The organism is Marinomonas dokdonensis, assembly GCF_052747885.1.
In genome coordinates, this window is sequence record NZ_JBRAND010000002.1 from 391,287 (window position 1) to 409,218 (window position 17,932).

15 protein-coding genes are annotated in these 17,932 nt (G+C 45.9%); 12 read left to right on the plus strand and 3 right to left on the minus strand.

Annotated features, from left to right (window positions below; all coding sequences use genetic code 11):
- Positions 1 to 30: 30 nt before the first annotated feature.
- Positions 31 to 1,242, plus strand: a complete 1,212-nt coding sequence (gene lhgD, locus ACUM5Y_RS06290; RefSeq protein WP_445976021.1) for an L-2-hydroxyglutarate dehydrogenase — start codon at positions 31 to 33, stop codon at positions 1,240 to 1,242.
- Between the two features lie 77 nt (positions 1,243 to 1,319).
- Here lhgD and ACUM5Y_RS06295 read toward each other — a convergent pair whose 3' ends face one another.
- The gene (locus ACUM5Y_RS06295; protein WP_445976022.1) at positions 1,320 to 3,467 is read right to left on the minus strand and encodes a TonB-dependent siderophore receptor; all 2,148 of its coding nucleotides are present in this window, start codon (positions 3,465 to 3,467) and stop codon (positions 1,320 to 1,322) included.
- A 230-nt stretch (positions 3,468 to 3,697) separates the two neighbouring features.
- Between ACUM5Y_RS06295 and ACUM5Y_RS06300 the strand changes: the two genes are divergently transcribed.
- Entirely contained in the window at positions 3,698 to 4,573 is an 876-nt protein-coding gene (locus ACUM5Y_RS06300) for a helix-turn-helix transcriptional regulator (RefSeq protein WP_445976023.1), read from the plus strand.
- Positions 4,574 to 4,598: 25 nt separating this feature from the next.
- Here ACUM5Y_RS06300 and ACUM5Y_RS06305 read toward each other — a convergent pair whose 3' ends face one another.
- Positions 4,599 to 5,084 carry a MarR family winged helix-turn-helix transcriptional regulator gene (locus ACUM5Y_RS06305; protein WP_445976024.1) on the minus strand — a complete coding sequence of 162 codons (486 nt, stop codon included), beginning with the start codon at positions 5,082 to 5,084 and terminating at the stop codon, positions 4,599 to 4,601.
- Positions 5,085 to 5,238: 154 nt separating this feature from the next.
- Here ACUM5Y_RS06305 and ACUM5Y_RS06310 point away from each other — a divergent pair, with 154 nt between their 5' ends.
- From ACUM5Y_RS06310 to ACUM5Y_RS06330, 5 genes are all read left to right on the plus strand, one after another.
- Positions 5,239 to 6,075: a DMT family transporter gene (locus tag ACUM5Y_RS06310; RefSeq protein WP_445976025.1), complete on the plus strand. Its 837-nt coding sequence runs from the start codon at positions 5,239 to 5,241 to the stop codon at positions 6,073 to 6,075.
- Between the two features lie 132 nt (positions 6,076 to 6,207).
- On the plus strand, positions 6,208 to 6,606 hold the full coding sequence (locus ACUM5Y_RS06315) for a hypothetical protein (protein WP_445976026.1): 399 nt from the start codon (positions 6,208 to 6,210) through the stop codon (positions 6,604 to 6,606).
- A 21-nt stretch (positions 6,607 to 6,627) separates the two neighbouring features.
- The gene (locus tag ACUM5Y_RS06320) at positions 6,628 to 7,593 is read left to right on the plus strand and encodes a D-2-hydroxyacid dehydrogenase family protein (protein ID WP_445976027.1); all 966 of its coding nucleotides are present in this window, start codon (positions 6,628 to 6,630) and stop codon (positions 7,591 to 7,593) included.
- A gap of 93 nt (positions 7,594 to 7,686) precedes the next feature.
- Positions 7,687 to 8,445 (plus strand): GGDEF domain-containing protein, encoded by a 759-nt coding sequence (locus ACUM5Y_RS06325; RefSeq protein WP_445976028.1) that lies wholly within the window; start codon positions 7,687 to 7,689, stop codon positions 8,443 to 8,445.
- Positions 8,446 to 8,533: 88 nt separating this feature from the next.
- Complete coding sequence (locus tag ACUM5Y_RS06330) at positions 8,534 to 10,828, plus strand: EAL domain-containing protein (RefSeq protein ID WP_445976029.1); 2,295 nt, start codon at positions 8,534 to 8,536, stop codon at positions 10,826 to 10,828.
- 44 nt (positions 10,829 to 10,872) lie between these two features.
- On the opposite strand, the gene ACUM5Y_RS06335 is transcribed toward ACUM5Y_RS06330, so the two are convergent.
- Positions 10,873 to 11,289 (minus strand): RbsD/FucU family protein, encoded by a 417-nt coding sequence (locus ACUM5Y_RS06335; RefSeq protein ID WP_445976030.1) that lies wholly within the window; start codon positions 11,287 to 11,289, stop codon positions 10,873 to 10,875.
- Between the two features lie 369 nt (positions 11,290 to 11,658).
- Here ACUM5Y_RS06335 and ACUM5Y_RS06340 point away from each other — a divergent pair, with 369 nt between their 5' ends.
- From ACUM5Y_RS06340 to purU, 5 genes are all read left to right on the plus strand, one after another.
- Positions 11,659 to 12,912 (plus strand): sarcosine oxidase subunit beta family protein, encoded by a 1,254-nt coding sequence (locus ACUM5Y_RS06340; protein ID WP_445976031.1) that lies wholly within the window; start codon positions 11,659 to 11,661, stop codon positions 12,910 to 12,912.
- Positions 12,913 to 12,924: 12 nt separating this feature from the next.
- Entirely contained in the window at positions 12,925 to 13,245 is a 321-nt protein-coding gene (locus ACUM5Y_RS06345; protein ID WP_445976032.1) for a sarcosine oxidase subunit delta, read from the plus strand.
- On the plus strand, positions 13,242 to 16,259 hold the full coding sequence (locus tag ACUM5Y_RS06350; RefSeq protein WP_445976033.1) for a sarcosine oxidase subunit alpha family protein: 3,018 nt from the start codon (positions 13,242 to 13,244) through the stop codon (positions 16,257 to 16,259). Before ACUM5Y_RS06345 ends, ACUM5Y_RS06350 begins: the two co-directional genes overlap by 4 nt.
- Positions 16,252 to 16,923 carry a sarcosine oxidase subunit gamma gene (locus tag ACUM5Y_RS06355; RefSeq protein WP_445976034.1) on the plus strand — a complete coding sequence of 224 codons (672 nt, stop codon included), beginning with the start codon at positions 16,252 to 16,254 and terminating at the stop codon, positions 16,921 to 16,923. Before ACUM5Y_RS06350 ends, ACUM5Y_RS06355 begins: the two co-directional genes overlap by 8 nt.
- 89 nt (positions 16,924 to 17,012) lie before the next feature.
- Complete coding sequence (gene purU, locus ACUM5Y_RS06360; RefSeq protein ID WP_445976035.1) at positions 17,013 to 17,879, plus strand: formyltetrahydrofolate deformylase; 867 nt, start codon at positions 17,013 to 17,015, stop codon at positions 17,877 to 17,879.
- The last annotated feature ends 53 nt before the right edge of the window (positions 17,880 to 17,932 follow it).

The following is a 17,932-nucleotide window of genomic DNA, read 5'->3' on the forward strand; positions in this document are numbered from 1 at the left end:
TTCACATTCATAAGGTCAAAGTGACGCTCTATGCCTAAATCCTCTCATTACGATATTGCCATTATTGGTGCGGGTATTGTTGGTTTGTCTACCGCGTGGCAATTAATACAGCAATACCCAGATTATCGTATTTTACTTATCGAAAAAGAAAGTGATGTGGGGCTCCATCAAACGGGCCATAATTCAGGGGTAATACATGCCGGTGTGTATTATGCTCCGGGCAGCTTGAAAGCGGACTTTTGCCAGCGGGGCGCGGCGGCCACAAAGGCATTTTGCCAGCAGCATAAGATCAAGTTTGATCAATGCGGTAAATTGTTAGTTGCAACCAATGATAAAGAAGTTGAGCGCATGCAAGCACTTTATCAGCGTTGTCAGCAAAACAATTTAGAGGTTGAACAGTTAGACCAGCCAGCGTTAAAGCAGCGTGAACCGAATGTGAAAGGGTTGGGCGCTCTGTTTGTTCCCTCTACTGGCATAGTCAATTATCAGCATATTTGTAAAAAACTAGCCGAGCTATTTGTCGAGGCTGGCGGCGAGCTTTGGCTAGACAGCAAGGTGATTGACCTTTCTGAAAGTCATGAGCAGGTCATCATCAAGTTGAACAATGATGTGGTGTGCGCCCGTTATTTAGTAAGTTGCAGTGGCTTAATGGCAGACCGTCTAACTAAGATGCTAGACATAGAAACGGACTTTCAAATTATTCCGTTTCGCGGCGAGTATTATAAATTGCCAGCTAAACATAATAAGCTGGTAAATCATCTTATCTATCCAATTCCAGACCCAGATTTACCTTTCTTAGGGGTGCATCTTACCCGCATGATAGACGGCTCAGTGACAGTCGGGCCAAACGCCGTGCAAGGCTGGAAACGAGAAGGCTATGGACGTATTAATATTAGTCCAAGGGATATTCTTGATATGATTCGCTTTCCGGGCTTTTGGAAGCTGATTGCTCAGCATTGGCGAACTGGTTTAATCGAAACCAAAAACTCTTGGTATAAGCCAGGCTACCTTTCACAAGTCAGAAAATATTGTGACCTGGTCGAGCTTGAAGATTTAGAAGATTATCCAGCGGGCATTCGTGCCCAAGCGGTGATGAAAGATGGCAGTTTGGTTCATGACTTTTTATTCGCTCAATCCCCTCGCACCTTACATGTGTGTAACGCACCATCCCCAGCAGCCACCAGTGCGTTCCCGATTGGTGAACATATCATTCAAAAACTGCAGCAGCAGATGTCTGTTTGAGAATATTTTAGGCAAAAAAAAAGGAGCTGATTTCTCAGCTCCCGAATACTACTTACTTCTAAATAAAGGGAATCAATTTAGAAAGTATAAGTGGCGTTTGCCATAAAGTTACGAGATGGCCCGTAGAAGTTGAAGGTACTTGTTGCACCGACACGCGCATAGTACTTAGTATCAAACAGGTTGTTTACATTCAATGAAACCTTAAGGTTATCATTGATTTGCTTAGAAACAGCCGCATCTACTGTTGCATAGCCAGCACCTTTCACGGTTCCGTCAGATGTTTCGAAATCGCTCATTGCCGTTAAGCCTGCACCAACTGTCATGTTGTTAAGCAAAGAATCTTCCGGTGCTTCAAAGCGATATTTAGACCAAGCTGAGAAGTTGTGTTCCGGCATAAGCGAGAAGTAACGGCTTGTGCTTCCAGATAGTACTTCCGTTTCCATGTAGGTATAGCCCAAGATCGTATCCCACTGACCAAATTGGCCTGCGATTTCAGCTTCGAAACCACGCACTTGGTATTCACCCGTCGTTTCATAGTAGGTTTCACCGTCGACTTGCTCTGCACGGTTCTTATCCGTTAATTGGAAAGCCGTTAGGCGGCTGTTAAGTAAGCCGTTTAGGTAGCTTCCTTTAATACCAAATTCAACCTGCTCACCTTCACGAGGATCGATAAAGTCTCCGTTCACATCAACAGAATCTTGTGGTTTGAATACTTCTGAATAGCTGGCGTAAAGCGCCTGAGAGTCATTTAAGTCGTATACAAGACCAGCGTATGGCGTGACGTGAGAACCAGTAGCCGTATCGGTTCCTGTATCTAGGTCGTAGTTACTGACGCGTGCGCCCGTGATCAAGGCTAGGTTTTCAATAGGACGGAAAGTAAGCTTGCCGTATACAGCTTGTTCTTGTTCAGAAGTATCAGAATCCGTTGTACGCGTAACGCTAAACAAATCTTTCGTTAAGGTAGAGGAATCAAACGAATAAATATTCCATGTGCCACTCGCTGCGGAAATGATAGAGTTCTGGGTTGACTCTTCTTGCTTGTAGTCAAGACCTACAACAAATTCACTAACATTACCCATTGCTTCAAAAGGCTGACTGTAGCTGGCGTCAAAAGCTATTGCCTGCTGATCAATGTCACTAGCATATTCTGAAAATTTGGTGATATTATCATCCGAGTCTACAGAACTGCCAGTATAGGCGTAGTCAAAGTCTGAAGTTCGATCAGATACCCTTGCAGCGATACGACCACGACCACCGTTATCGAATCGATGTGTTAAGTCAGCAAAAACATCGGTACTCTCTGCATTAAACTCATTCCAGTCAGCCCCGAAAAAAGTAGAGGTGTCTAGATCTAACAAAGTGCCGTCAGCGTAGCTTGGTAAGCCATTACTGGTATCGATATCCTTGGTTTGGTGTAGTACACCAACAGATAACTCAGTGTCATCATCCAAGTCGATTTCTACAGTGGCATAAACACTTTGGCTAATATTTTCATTGTCTTCTATTTGGTTTGCAGCATTAGATTGATCTAATACCAAGCGTCCGCGAACACTACCATCTTCATTAAGAGAGCCAGATACATCGGTACCCAACTGGTATCTACCCCAGCTGCCAGCGCCAACATTGACGGATGCTTGAGTATCTTCAGTACCACGTTTACGTACCAAGTTCATGATACCACCCATTTCACTGGTACTGCTAAACAGACCAGATGGGCCGCGCATAATTTCTATACGGTCAAAAGCACTTAGCGAAGGAAGTGTACCTGACTGGCTACCAACAGGGGCAGATAGACCATCGATTAAAAGGTCATCGTATTCGTAACCACGGGCAAAGATAGATGAACGGCCACTTTCATTTGATAGGGTCGTTAGGCCTGGTGTCGTTTTAGTTATATCATCAAGGTATACCGCGCCACGATCTTCAATGTAGTCATTGGTGATGACAGTGATAGACTGTGGGATGTCTTTTAGTGCTGCAGGGGTTTTGGTACCAACGGTTGCTGCTTCAACATTGTAGCCTGTTAACTCTTCACTAGACGAAGCGTCATACAAAGCGTTTCCTTCCACTGTTAGGGTAGGTAAGGCAGTGCTTGTCTCGATTTCAGCAGCCAATACCGTCTTTGGAAATGGAATTAATGCCAAAGCAAGGGTTGCGAAAGTTGCTGGTTTGGAAAACTTGCTCATTGCAAGGCGTGTTTGTTTCACTTTTATACTACGTTTCATCTAGTTGACCTTTGTTTTCACAGCTCGAATGTAAAGATTTTACAAGAAATGTATATATAGTTAATAATGCAAAAGAGAATCAATTGCATTTACATATTTCGGGGATTATTATTCCATACATCGAAGCGCATTTGTTTATGCTATTCGATCAAGTTTTTATGAAAAAGATGCAAGAAAGCATAAATTTAGGAAAAAATGGCTTTAGGAACACCTACAAAACGGTTTTTATTATGAGCAGTGTAAAGATTCATACCAGTCAAGAAAGATTACAGGGAAGTGTGATTACGGAAACTTTACCCTCCGGCATGACCTTTCATATGGTGGATGCCAAAGCGGTCACCGATTTTAGTTTTGAAGAAGAATTAAAGCCTAACTTTAAGATTGCCATTATGTTTTCCAGCACCATGGACATGCGTTTTGGTGAGCAAAAAGCTAAATTAGTCAGCCGTAATCATCACGCCAAATTGATGAATTTCAAAGAGCCAGAATTGTGCAGCATGAATGTTAAAAAGGGCGAGCAACGTACCGCTTTGTACCTATCAGTGACACCTGACTGGTTTGAAAGACATGACATCGCCAGCAAGCCTGTTCAGCAAGAAATTAATAAGCATTTTTCTCTCGAAGATTGGGCCTTGCCTGATATGTATTGGCAACAAGCTGAGAGTATATTGAAATACAATCGTGATGATTTTAACTGCTCCATGGCGCGACAAGGCTTTGCTATGTCACTAATGTCGACCTGGGTGGATATGGTTAGCCAAGCGCGTCCAATGCGGATGAGAGTCAGTGATAAAAGAAGCAGTCAATTCGAAGAGCTCATGCGTAGTGATGAGGTTCTTTATATGGACTTTGACACCATTAGTGACGAGTTAGGCATGAGTACGGCGACCTTACAGCGCTATTCAAAAGATGTTCTCAATATGAGCTTGTCTCAGTTCTTGCGAGTCCGTCGTTTAGAGGCGGCTAGAAAGGCCCTTAGATACGATGGTGCATCCATCATCGAGGCTGCCTTTATTGCCGGTTACAATCACACCAGCAACTTTGCTACGGCTTTTAAACGCCACTTTGGTGTGTCCCCAGCCGACCATCACTTAATCATGGCCTAAGCTTTGCTCTAAACATGGGTTAAGCTTACTTGTTTTCGTGATGGCTCAGCCACTTCGCTAAAAGGCTTGCCAGTTGTTCTTGCTCTTCTAAGTTAAGGCTTTGCAGTAAGTCACGTTCATTGTTTACATGCTTTGTAACAATCGCATCAATATTTTCTCGCCCTGTTTGAGTTAGCTCGATGGTGCAGCTTCGTCTATCTGATGGGCTAGGCTCTCTCTTAATCCAACCTTTATTCACTAGGTGTTCTAGACGAGTCGACATGGCGCCGGAAGAGAGCATGGTGTCTTGATAGAGTTGAGTTGGCGTCAGCGGTCCACTAGATCGTCTTAGGGTCGCTAAGATATCAAACTCAATGCGAGACAAGTCAAAACTGTGGATCAATGACTCAATGGCTGGCGCAAGGAATTTACTCATGCGTTCAATACGGCCAATGACCCCCATAGGTGAGCAATCTAGATCCGGGCGATGGGTGGACCATTGCTCTAAAATTCGTGAAACATGATCTGACACAAAACTTCCTTTTCAATATCTTGGTAAATATATCTTTTCAAAAAGATACTTTGATTTAGCTTTGCGTTACAATATCTTTTCAAAAAGATTCTTTCAAGGAAGAATAATTCACCTTAGACCTATGAAGGTAGTGTAATAGATGTTCTGGCTAGCAATGATAGTTCCGATTTTATGGGGTAGTACTTATGCTGCCATCGCCTTGTACCTGCAAGATATGTCACCTTATTGGTTAGCCGTATGGCGAGCCTTACCCGCGGGTTTATTGCTTTTATTACTAGTACGTCGCAAGCCTAATTTGGCCTTTCCTAGGCTAATGCAGTTAGGTGTGATGAATATCGCCATTTTCTTTGTTTTGTTGCTGGTGGCAGCTTATCGTTTACCCGGAGCGGTAGTAGGAACATTAGGCGCAACCTTGCCTTTGCAGATCATTGTTATCCAGTGGCTTTTCTCTGGCAAAGTGCCTAATAAAAAGGCCGCCATCAGTGCATTATTAGGCTTATTGGGGGTAATCATTCTGCTTAACCCAGATGCGGATGTGGACTTCATTGGCGTAGGCGCTGCGCTGTTTGCCACCTTAATGGTCGCCATATCCAGCTTAAATATGCAAAAGTGGGTAATTTCCGATGTGGCTGGTGTTGCCGCTTGGCAGTTGATTATAGGTGGCCTGTTACTGGTACCCATCGTATGGATGATAGATGGTCCACCAAGTTTACCCACCACGCAAATGTTACCAGGCTTAATATGGATCGTTGTATTAAACACAGCGTTTGCTTATTGGCTTTTTATCAGGGCTATTCGCAGTCTAGGGGCAGCGACTTTTGGTTTGATCTCGTTATTAAACCCAGTGACGGCGGTTATATTGGGGATATTCTTGGTAGGAGAAGGGATAGATCTATACCAAGGAGTAGGGATTTTGATCATTCTATTATCCTTATTCATCCAGCAAGTGCGCTTTACGCAAATTCGTAAATGGTTTCCTTCAAATCAGTAAGAGTTAAGTTTCTTTAGCCAAAGTTTTGCCCCATACTTGCAACTTTATGTAACGAAATGTCTTTCCACTTGTGTTTTATGTAATGAGTGGGCATAAATAGAGTCTAGCGCAGTAAAGGATGAGGGGGCTAAGATGAAGGTAGCCATATTAACGTTTGACGGTTTCAATGAGCTGGACTCTTTTATTGCTGCGGGCATTCTAAACCGTATGAAGGAGAAAGGCTGGAAGGTTCAAACTACCGGCTCAACACCCCGCGTTACCTCAACTAAGAAACAACTCATTGGCGCCCAATGCTCCGTCGCACTTATTTTATCCGCCTTAAGCTTTCTCAAAAAACTACCCGCCAGTACTGACCTCACCACTAAACCTAGGCTACAAGGCCATTCTTTTGAGGTTTTAGAGCAAGTTTCTTATGCAAAAGGCAATATAGCGACTGCTGGTGGTTGTCTTGCATCTCAGTATGTGGCGCCAGTTGGAGAGAAACCTACCAGGGTTAACCATTGTCTTGCTGTGGTATCACCTTATCTGTAACCCTACTAGAAGGAAGCTAATTTGAAAATTGCCATATTAGATGATTATCAAGATGAAGTGAGAAAACTAGACTGTTTCTCTCTATTGGATGGTCATGAAGTACAAGTGTTTAACCAAACCTATTCAGAAACTGAGCTTATTTCTAAATTGTCAGAGGTTGAAGGCTTAGTCTTGATCCGTGAACGCACGGTTATCAGTGAAAACTTGTTGGCACAGCTACCTAAGCTCAAAGTCATCAGCCAAACCGGCAAGGTCAGTAATCACATTGATGTGGCCCTATGTGACAAATACCAAGTTAAAGTATTAGAAGGGGCTGGCTCGCCAATAGCTCCTGCAGAATTGTGCTGGGCACTGATCATGTCTGCCTACCGACATATCCCCGCCTATGTGGAAAATTTACGTCAGGGTCAGTGGCAGCAAAGTGGTTCATTAGGTCTAGGACGAACACTGCATGGCAAAACCCTAGGTATCTGGGGCTATGGCAAAATTGGCCAGCGCATTGCCCAGTTTGCCAAAGCCTTTGGCATGCAGGTGCTTATTTGGGGGCGAGAGCCATCAAGAGAGCTTGCGTTATCCCATGGCTTTATGTGTGCGGAAACGAAACAAGCCTTCTTCGAAAACGCCGATATCGTGTCTTTGCATTTACGCTTAAATGAGGCCACCAAACACTGTGTTAATAGTGAAGATTTAGCCGTCATGAAGCCAGATGCCATGTTGGTGAATATCAGTCGGGCGGAATTGATCGAAGAGGGGGCATTGTTAGCGGACATGCAAGCGAATCGCAGTAAGCAAGCCGTGCTGGACGTGTACGAACAAGAGCCTCTCACAGGAAATAGCGAAGCGCTTCTGTCACTAGATAATGTGCTCTGTTCTCCTCATCTTGGTTATGTAGAGCAGGGCAGTTATCAGCTGTATTTCAACATTGCCTTTGAAAATCTAGTGGCTTTTTGCGAGGGAAATCCGCAAAACGTGGCACAAATAAAGTAGCAGTAGGCCTCATAACACCATGAGATGTTATGGGGTTTTTAAGGATAATAAAGGAGAGAACTACTGGTTGAGTTGTTTAACCCGTAGCTAAAAATGTTTAGACGTTTGGTTGTTAAATTTGGGCGTGTGAAAGTCACAAGCATAGTGACTGTGGTAACCGTCTTAGCGTCTTTGGCGGTTACTTATGTTGCCAAAGGGCTGCTTGGACTACCAGTAAATATGGATAACATTATTTTATCCATATTAAGCCCAGTTTTTATTACCCCGCCCATAAGTTGGGTATTTCTAGGTCTTACCTTGAAAATTCACAAATTAGAAAAAGAACAACGCTATCTAGCAACCTACGACAGCTTAACGGGCTTAAGGTCAAGGGGCGCTTTCTTTTCGAGTTATGGCTCTTTGGCCAAGCTTGCACAGCGTCAGCAACAAAAACTGTGTGTGGCGATTATAGACCTTGATGACTTTAAAAAAGTGAACGATCAATACGGTCATGCAGCGGGGGATGAAACATTAAAAGCGTTTGCCAACATTATAAAGCAGGACCTTCGGAGCAGTGACCTAGCAGGAAGAATAGGTGGCGAAGAATTTGCCCTAGTGCTTGTGAATACAGACCTTGATAACGCCCTACGCTTGCTTGAGAAAGTCCGTCAACATTGCGAGCAATATGAAATCCATTACTTGGATCATGTTATCCGCTTTACCATTAGTGTTGGCGTCACCACATATGATGGTGCTAACGAGTTAGAAACCAGTGAGTTATTACGTCAGTCTGATGAAGCCTTATACACGGCCAAAAACACAGGCAAAAACCGCATTGTGAATTATCAAAACCAGAAAATGATTATGTCGTAGATAAGTTTGAGTAGGCACAAAACTTACCATTCAATCAAAACGACAAGACGCGCCAATCATAGGGTGCGAAAAACTAAGGAATGCTTACATGGAAAATGTGACAGGCTATAACAAACATATCATAGTGATGATCACAATATTAGTGAGTACGCTCTGTAGTATAGGGTTATTCTTACTAACTTTTGTCACTGATCATCACAGCTTAGAAGACCTATTGTCCGAGATAGCCATCGTTTGGATTGCCTGTGGCCTACTGGCTGTTAGCTTTGAACGAATATTCGATCGGCATTTGCGCATTATTGAGGACATTTTTCACTCCAATAATGATGCCATCATAGTGAAAGATTACGATAGCAAGTTTGTCTTCTGTAATACCTCTGCTGCTGAGCTCTACGAAACCTACCCCGAAAATATGGTGGGCAAAGATGACTTTTATTTCACTAACAATAAAGAGCAGTCAGACTTCTTTTTGAAAAACACCCAAGAAATCATCGATAACTTTAAAGAAACCACGGTTTATGAATCTTTTACGGATCAAGCCAGTGGTCAGGTGAGTCATTATTTGTCTCTTAAGGTTCCCTTTAAAGACGTTAAGGGTAAGTTGAAAATAATCGTTTTTGCCAGAGATATAACAGAGATTACACAGTTAAAAGAGAACTCTGAAAAAAATAAACAACGTTTAGAGCAAATATTAGAAGTATCTGAAGAAGGCCTTTGGGAGTGGAATGTACAAACCAACGAAGTAGCTCATAATAAACAGTGGGAAGATATTATCGGGATAGAGTCGAGCCAGAATACCTTTGCGGAATTTCTTGAATGTATCCTTCCAGAAGATCGGCCTAAAGTCGATGAAGCCCTGCATCAGTTGGTAGACAATAACACCCCTTATAATATTGAGTTTCGTATGAAACGAACAGATGGCAACATCATCTGGGTATGGGACAGGGGCAGCGTAGCGGAATTTGATGAGCAGGGTGCTCCTGTTTGGCTAGTTGGTATCGTCTTGGATATTACCGAGAAGAAAACCAGTCAAATGCAAGTGGAACGGTTGGCTTACTATGATCCACTAACAGGCCTTAATAACCGCGCACAGCTAGAGAAGATGATCGCTAAAACCATCGCGGAAAAAGCCAAGAATCCAAGCTACAGCGCCATTCTTTTTTTAGATTTAGACAGGTTTAAGCTATTAAATGATAGTTATGGTCACCAAATGGGGGATCAACTGTTACAGAAAATGGCGTCTAGGCTGACCGACGAAATCACAGATGGGCACTTTTTAGGACGCTTTGGTGGCGATGAATTTATCATTGTTTGCCCTTCAGTTGAGGGGGATGAAGCGAGTGTGCTGAACAGAGTATCCGATTACGCAAATCAACTGGTTGGCGCCATCAGCAAGACCTTTACTCTCAATAATGGGCATCAGGACGAAGACATTGACTATGATATTGCGATAAGTGTGGGCGGTATCATTTTTAACACGCCCGATGTGGAAATGGGCTACCTATTACAGTTGGCAGATATTGCTATGTATCGGGCCAAAATGGCGGGCGGTCAGCAAGGAAAAGTTTACACCCTTGAAAACCAGAGTGATCTCACTCACTCTAGCCAACTCATTCGAGATATGCGCTATGCTATTCAGCAGCGGGACTTCCATATTCATTTACAGCCAAAATTTGATGGCAGTGGGCAGGTTATTGGCTCTGAAGCTTTAGTTCGTTGGATGCACCGAGAGCGTGGCCTGCTAGTGCCTGGGGTATTTATTGACCAAGCAGAAGAAAGCAATCTGATCATTAGAATTGGCCAGCAAGTGCTTGAATTAGCATGTCAAAAGCTAAATCAGTGGCAACAAAACGAGAAGACTAAGCATCTTACTATTTCGGTAAATATAAGTGCGAAGCAGCTTTGGCAAAGTCACTTTGTTGAGCAATTTGTGGAAACCCTCGATGCCTATAAAATCGATCGTAACAAGCTGGTTATTGAAGTCACTGAGTCAGTGTTGATCCAAGACATCAAAGATGCCACAGAAAAACTGGTGCAACTTAAAAACAGCGGGGTAAGCATTTCCTTGGATGACTTTGGTACAGGTTATTCTTCCTTGAATTACTTACACCGCTTACCCATTGATGAAATAAAAATTGATCGCTCCTTTGTGCAAGACAGCACCCAAGACCCGCAAACAGAGTTGATGGTGAAATCTATTATTGATTTAGCGAATAACTTTAACTTGAGTGTGGTGGCCGAAGGGGTGGAAACTACTGCGCAATTTGAGTTGTTAAAAAGCCTAGGTGTGAACGTGTACCAAGGCTTCTTATTTGCCAAACCCATGTGTGAGAAGGAGTTTGCAGACTTTATCGAATATAAGGATGGCAACTTGATTCACTAGCCTGCAAGATAAAAAATCATTGCAGGCTAGTGTTAAGTAACTTGTTACTTAACAACGCCAACGGTTAACAGAATATTGGCAAAGCGGCGTTGCTCGCCAGTTGCGATCACCAGTAGAGTGTCATCACTTCTTACCGCAGAATAGAAGTCATTACGCTCCACATAGTCAATTGGCGCCACCTCAGGTAGCAAGGCTTGGTATTCCCTAATGATGGTGTTATCAAAGTCGTCAGGACAAGACATCATCAAGGCGCTTTCAATGTTCAACATTTCACACACACCTTCCATCACTTGTGTTCCACTCAACATGCCAGCTGTGAAGTTTAAGTAAATGATATTGGCCGTGGCTGGGGAGTTTGTTACGCAAGAATAGTTGCCATCAGCAATGAGAATCTGACTTTTATGGCCACATTTCGCTAAACAGCTTAACAACTCAGGGTGAATGATTTTACTCTTGATCATGAAACTTCCTTATGAATTTATTATGTGTATGGAACCAATCGCTAGGCTTTTCCGCAACTAGATAATAACAGTTTGTTGAGCACTGTGGCGCGAATTTATACAGGATTTGCCACAAAAGCCCGAGCTTTTATCGACCTTTTCCTTCTGCTATTCGCCCCCTATAGCTGTCTTTGATAGTCGCTTTTAGACCTCTGTCGTTAATTGTCATTCGCGGGACGTTCTTAAGCATAAGAGCGCAAAACATTGTCTTTATTATCAGTGCAAACGCATAAGCTGTGGGGGTTTTAGAGCATCTAAGACTTGTCCATATTTTAGTCATTACACCAGGGCGCTTCGTCAAGCTGGTTATGTAGTAAGGGAGCTGATCTGATGCAGCATTATTCAGGCTTTGGGTTGTTAAAACATAGTCTTAGCCACCATGAAAACTGGCAGCGAGTATGGCGAAATCCAACACCGAAAAAACGCTACGATGTGATTATTATTGGCGGCGGTGGTCACGGTTTGGCAACGGCTTATTATTTGGCGAAAGAACACGGCATTACCAATGTGGCGGTATTGGAAAAAGGCCACCTAGGGGGTGGTAACGCCTGTCGTAATACCACCATAGTCCGCTCGAACTACTTGTGGGATGAGTCGGCTGCCTTGTACGAACACTCCATGCAGCTGTGGGAAGGACTTGCTCAAGAGCTAAATTACAACGTGATGTTCTCGCAGCGCGGGGTCTACCACACCTGTCACACCTTACAAGACATGCGCACCAACGAACGCTTGGTCGCAGCGAACCGTTTGCAAGGCATAGACAACGAGATGGTGGACGCCGAACAACTGCAAAAAGAGATTCCCAGCTTAGATTGCTCAAAAAATTCACGCTACCCAATTTTAGGGGCCTCGGTACAGCGCCGTGCCGGTAATGCTCGTCACGATGCGGTGGCTTGGGGTTATGCCCGTGCCGCTGACGCCCTTGGAGTGGATCTGATCCAAAACTGTGAAGTCATCGATATGGAAATTAACGATGGCAAGATTACCGGCGTGAAAACCAAACAATACGGCTTGATCAAGGCCGATCGTGTCGGTTGTGTGGTGGCGGGTAACAGTGGTGTGTTAGCCAAGATGGCAGGCTTTGAATTACCGGTCGAGTCACATCCTCTACAAGCCTTGGTGTCAGAACCGATTAAACCTTTCCTAGACACAGTCGTGATGTCCAACCATGTACATGGTTACATGAGCCAGTCCGATAAAGGTGACTTGGTGATTGGTGCCGGTATTGATGGCTGGGTGGGCTACGGCCAGCGTGGTTCTTACAGCATCGTCGAGCATACCCTGCAAGCCATAGTAGAAATGTTCCCTTGTACCAGTCGTGTGCGCATGAACCGTCAGTGGGGTGGCATTGTCGATGCTTGCCCAGATGCCAGCCCGATTATTTCTGAAACCCCAGTGAAAAATTTATTCTTTAACTGTGGTTGGGGCACAGGTGGTTTTAAAGGCACACCGGGTTCTGGCAACTTGTTTGCTCATACTCTCGCCATGGGTAAACCACATCCAATTGCGGAACCATTTGCCATGAAACGTTTTTACACCGGCGCTTTGATCGATGAACACGGTGCGGCCGGCGTAGCGCATTAATAGGGGGTTAACATGTTACATATTTACTGCCCGCATTGTGCGGAATACCGAGAAGAAGACGAGTTTCATGCGGTGGGTCAGGCACACATTGCACGACCACTAGACCCAGAAGCTTGCAGCGATGAAGAGTGGGGGGAATATATGTTTTTCCGTAAAAACCCACGGGGCTTACACCACGAATTGTGGGTGCATGCCGCAGGTTGTCGAAAATTCTTCAACATGACGCGTGACACCCAAAGCTATGAAATTAAAGAGGTGTACAAAATTGGCGAGCAGCCCAGTGTGCTGGCCGAACCAGCCTTATCACTTGATACCTCAGGAGCGCAATCATGAGCCAAGCGAATCGCCTTAATCATGGCGGACGAGTAGACCGCTCTAAGCCACTGACTTTTACTTACAATGGCAAACAGTACACGGGTTATCAGGGGGACACTCTGGCTTCCGCTATGCTCGCCAATGGCATAGATGTGGTGGCGCGTAGTTTCAAATACAGTCGCCCACGGGGCATTATTGCCGCAGGAGCAGAAGAGCCTAATGCGGTATTGCAACTCGGCGCAACGGAAGCCACGCAAGTGCCTAACGTGCGTGCTACACAACAAGAATTGTTCGATGGTTTAGTTTGTGCCTCTACTAATGGTTGGCCGAGCGTAGACAGTGATGTCATGGGGGTCGTCGGTAAAATCGGGGGCAACATGATGCCACCGGGATTTTACTACAAAACCTTCATGTTCCCTGAGTCCCTATGGGAAACCTACGAGTCGATGATTCGTAAAGCAGCGGGCATGGGCCGTGCTCCTCGTCTACCAGACCCTGACACTTACGACACTATGAATCAGCATTGTGATCTGCTGGTGGTGGGGGCAGGCCCTGCCGGATTGGCGGCGGCATTAACTGCGGCGCGCGGTGGTGCTCGGGTGATACTTGCGGACGAACAAAACGAATTTGGCGGCAGCTTACTAAACACCACAGAATTGTTAGATGGCAAGCCAGCCCTAGACTGGGTACAAGAAGTAGTGGTTGAGCTGGCCGCTTGTGAGCAAGTGACCTTATTGCCAAGAGCAACGGTAAATGGCTATCACGATCATAACTTCTTAACCATTCATGAACGCCTAAGTGATCACCTAGCGGACATCGCCCCAGCGCGCATGGTGCGCCAGCGTATGCATCGAGTACGTGCAAAATGGGTCGTGTTGGCAACCGGTGCCCACGAACGCCCATTAGTGTACGCCAACAATGATGTACCGGGTTGTATGATCAGCAGTGCGGTGTCTACTTACATTAATCGCTTTGGCGTGGTGCCGGGCTATGATTTGGTGGTAATGACCACCAATGACTACGGCTACCAAGCGGCACTGGATTGGGCAGATGCCGGTCGCAATGTGGTAGCGATTGTAGACACCCGTGAAGAAGCCTCGGGTGCTCGTGTTGAAGCTGCCCGTGAGCGTGGCTTAACCATTATGCTGGGCTCGGGTGTGATTGAAGCACAGGGCAGCAAACGGGTAAGTGGTGTCTCTGTGGCCAAACTCAGCGCAGATGGCGGCCAAGTGGTGGGTTCTATCACCAAATTAAAAGCCGATACTTTGGCGACGTCTGGTGGCTGGAGCCCAGTCATTCACTTATCTTGTCATACCGGCTGTCGCCCTCAGTGGAGCGATGAAGTGGTGGGCTTTTTACCTGGCCCAACCATTCAAAAACAGCTCACTGCAGGTGGCATTAATGGCCAATACGAAACGGCACAGGTGCTAGAAGAAGGTATTGCGGCGGGTCAGCAGGCCCTATCGAATATGGGGCTGGTCGCGGCGCCTGTGAGTGTGCCGTCGGCCACTAGCCTAAGCATCACACCACCCATGAGTGTGTTTCATATACCGCATATTAAGCCAACATCGCAAGCGCCGAAGCAATTTGTCGATTATCAAACCGATGTAACCGCTGCAGGCATTGAGATCGCCTGTCGCGAAGGCTTTGAAGCCATTGAACATGTGAAGCGTTATACCGCCATGGGCTTTGGTACAGATCAAGGCAAACTTGGCAACATCAATGGTATGGCCGTGGCTGCTAAAGCACTGAATAAATCGATCCCTGAAACGGGAACAACGATTTTCCGCCCTAACTATACGCCAGTGGCCTTTGGTGCCATTGTCGGTCGTCACTGTGGCGCCTTGTTCGAGCCAAAACGCTTCACCGCTATGCACCCGTGGCATGTGGCGCAAGGGGCTTTATTTGAAGATGTCGGCCAATGGAAACGCCCTTGGTACTTCCCAAAACAAGGGGAAAGTATGCAGCAGGCGCTGAATCGCGAATGTTTGGCGGTGCGCAATGCAGTGGGCATCTTGGATGCTTCAACTCTTGGCAAAATTGATATTCAAGGTAAAGATGCCCGTGAATTCCTAGGCCGTGTTTATTCCAACGCTTGGGCGAAATTGGCGGTGGGCAAGTGTCGTTATGGCCTAATGTGTGGCGAAGACGGCATGGTGTTTGACGATGGTGTGACGGCTTGTTTGGGGGAGAATCACTTCGTGATGACCACCACCACAGGGGGCGCAGCCCATGTTTATGAATGGCTAGAGCTTTATCATCAAACTGAATGGCCTGAGCTGGAAGTCTACTTTAATACCGTAACAGACCATTGGTCTACGGCGACGATTACAGGGCCTAACAGCCGTAAATTGCTGGCGGAATTAACCGATGCCGACGTGAGTAATGACAGCTTCCACTTTATGGACTGGAAGCAAATCACAGTGGCGGGTGTGCCTGCAAGAGTCTTCCGTATCTCCTTCACGGGTGAATTGTCTTTCGAGATTAACGTACAGGCCAACTATGGTATGGCGGTGTGGGAGCAACTGATCGCCGCGGGTGAAAAATACGGCATTACCCCTTACGGTACAGAAACCATGCACATTCTAAGGGCTGAAAAAGGCTTCATTATCGCCGGGCAAGACACAGATGGTTCGGTGACCCCTTATGACCTTGGCATGGGCTGGTGTGTGTCGAACCAGAAGCCCTTTAGTTACATTGGTAAGCGCGGCATGAGCCGTGAGGACTGTGTGCGAGACAATCGTAAACAGCTGGTGGGGCTGAAAACCAAAGATCCTAAACAGGTCATTCCTGAAGGTTCGGCGGCCATCTTAGACCCAAATGCAGCCATGCCGATTCCAATTGAAGGCCATGTCAGTTCCAGCTATTGGAGTGAGTGTCTTGGTCATTCCATTGCCATGGGCTTTATTAGAGACGGCCTAAACAAAATGGGCGACACAGTGTATTACCCGCTGGCCGATGGCACCATGATTGAAGCCGAAATTTGCAGCCCAATTTTCTATGATCCAAAAGGGGAGCGTCAAAATGTCTGATCAAACTCAAATGACGGCAGCCCAAAGCGCGGCCAGCAAAGCTGCGGTGATGAACCAAGTGCCTGGCCCAGAGATCAGCGGTCAGTCGCCTTTGCATCATGCGGATTTCCCAAGCCTTGCCGAGCATGGCCCGCAAAGTGGTGGCGTTCACCTGCGTGAACATAAATTACTAGGGCATTTGACCCTGCGTTGTAACCCAAATAATGCCGAACAACTGGCGGCGGTCGAGCAAGTGTTGGGGGTGGCTTTACCATTACAGCCTTTAACGTCTGTGGTACAGGGGGACTATTCGATCCGTTGGATGTCCCCAGATGAATGGCTAATTCTGGTACCGGGCTTAGAAACCTTCGCCATTGAAAGCGCCTTTCGTGATGCCATGCCGGGGCACTATTCCTTGGTAAACAGCAGTGGTGGTTCCACCGTATTGGAACTGTCGGGAGACAATGTCATCGAGCTGTTACAAAAGTCAGTGCCGGTGGATTTGCATTTGTCAGTGTTCCCTGTAGGCAAAGTGGTATCGACCTTATTTGCCAAAACAACAGTGACCATACGCCGATTGGAAAATCTACGCTTTGAGCTGGTGGTGCGTCGCAGCTTTGCCGACTATGTGTGGCTGTGGATTCAAGATGCCAGTTTGGAATATGGCTTGGTGGTGGAAGCTTAAGCGTAGGCCATAGCATACCGACTCTATCTTTGACTGGTCAGCCATGACCAGTCGCTTCTTTTTTGCCAAAATTTGTTAAGAGATTGATTATGAAATCAAAAGTCGCACCTTGGATTTTTACTGCCAGCTGCCCAAGTGTTGTGGGTACGGTGGATGTGGTCACCCGCTACATGGCTGAAGCAGGGAACTACATAGACGAAATACATTCGTTTGATGACAGAGCTTCTGGCTTATTCTTTATTCGCATTGAATTTATTCCACCCCAAGAGGATTTCAGCGAGCAAGACTTCGCCCAAGCGTTTGCCCCAAGAGCGGCAGAATTTGATATGACTTGGGAACTCACTGCGCCGAACCACCGTACTAAAGTCGCGATCATGGTGTCGAAATACGACCACTGTTTAAACGACTTGCTGTACCGCTTTCGTACCGGTCAGTTGAACATAGACGTTACCGTGATTATCTCTAACCATCCGGATTTGGAACCTCTTGCTAAGTGGCACGATATTCCTTACTACCACTTGCCGATCAGTGCGGAAACCAAGCTTGAGCAAGAGGCGAAAGTGCGCAAACTGATTGAAAAATACGACAGTGAGCTGGTGGTATTAGCCCGCTACATGCAGGTGCTTTCCCCAAGTATGTGTGAATACCTAGATGGCCGCGCCATTAATATTCACCACTCGCTATTGCCGGGCTTTAAAGGCGCGCGACCTTATCATCAGGCGTGGGAGAAGGGGGTGAAAATGGTCGGTGCGACTGCTCATTATGTGAACAACGACCTAGACGAAGGGCCGATCATCACCCAAGGCATTCAGACGGTTAACCATGCTCACTTTCCTGAAGACTTGATCGCCAAGGGGCAAGACATTGAAAGAGTCACCTTGTTTAATGCGGTGAAATACCATGTGGATAAACGAGTGTTTCTGAACGATAAACGCACCGTGGTGTTCGGCGGCTAAGGCAAACTTAACTGGGTCTAAACAACCGCTCACCCAGAGCGGTTTTTTTATTG

Bases quoted from the DNA above. Each gene is read 5' to 3' on its own strand.
- ACUM5Y_RS06355 (WP_445976034.1), top strand. From the start codon at position 16,252: ATGTCTGATCAAACTCAAATGACGGCAGCCCAAAGCGCGGCCAGCAAA.
- ACUM5Y_RS06315 (WP_445976026.1), top strand. From the start codon at position 6,208: ATGAAGGTAGCCATATTAACGTTTGACGGTTTCAATGAGCTGGACTCT.
- ACUM5Y_RS06350 (WP_445976033.1), top strand. From the start codon at position 13,242: ATGAGCCAAGCGAATCGCCTTAATCATGGCGGACGAGTAGACCGCTCT.
- ACUM5Y_RS06345 (WP_445976032.1), top strand. From the start codon at position 12,925: ATGTTACATATTTACTGCCCGCATTGTGCGGAATACCGAGAAGAAGAC.
- ACUM5Y_RS06335 (WP_445976030.1), bottom strand. From the start codon at position 11,289: ATGATCAAGAGTAAAATCATTCACCCTGAGTTGTTAAGCTGTTTAGCG.
- ACUM5Y_RS06330 (WP_445976029.1), top strand. From the start codon at position 8,534: ATGGAAAATGTGACAGGCTATAACAAACATATCATAGTGATGATCACA.
- ACUM5Y_RS06295 (WP_445976022.1), bottom strand. From the start codon at position 3,467: ATGAAACGTAGTATAAAAGTGAAACAAACACGCCTTGCAATGAGCAAG.
- ACUM5Y_RS06310 (WP_445976025.1), top strand. From the start codon at position 5,239: ATGATAGTTCCGATTTTATGGGGTAGTACTTATGCTGCCATCGCCTTG.
- ACUM5Y_RS06325 (WP_445976028.1), top strand. From the start codon at position 7,687: ATGTTTAGACGTTTGGTTGTTAAATTTGGGCGTGTGAAAGTCACAAGC.
- purU (WP_445976035.1), top strand. From the start codon at position 17,013: ATGAAATCAAAAGTCGCACCTTGGATTTTTACTGCCAGCTGCCCAAGT.
- lhgD (WP_445976021.1), top strand. From the start codon at position 31: ATGCCTAAATCCTCTCATTACGATATTGCCATTATTGGTGCGGGTATT.
- ACUM5Y_RS06300 (WP_445976023.1), top strand. From the start codon at position 3,698: ATGAGCAGTGTAAAGATTCATACCAGTCAAGAAAGATTACAGGGAAGT.
- ACUM5Y_RS06340 (WP_445976031.1), top strand. From the start codon at position 11,659: ATGCAGCATTATTCAGGCTTTGGGTTGTTAAAACATAGTCTTAGCCAC.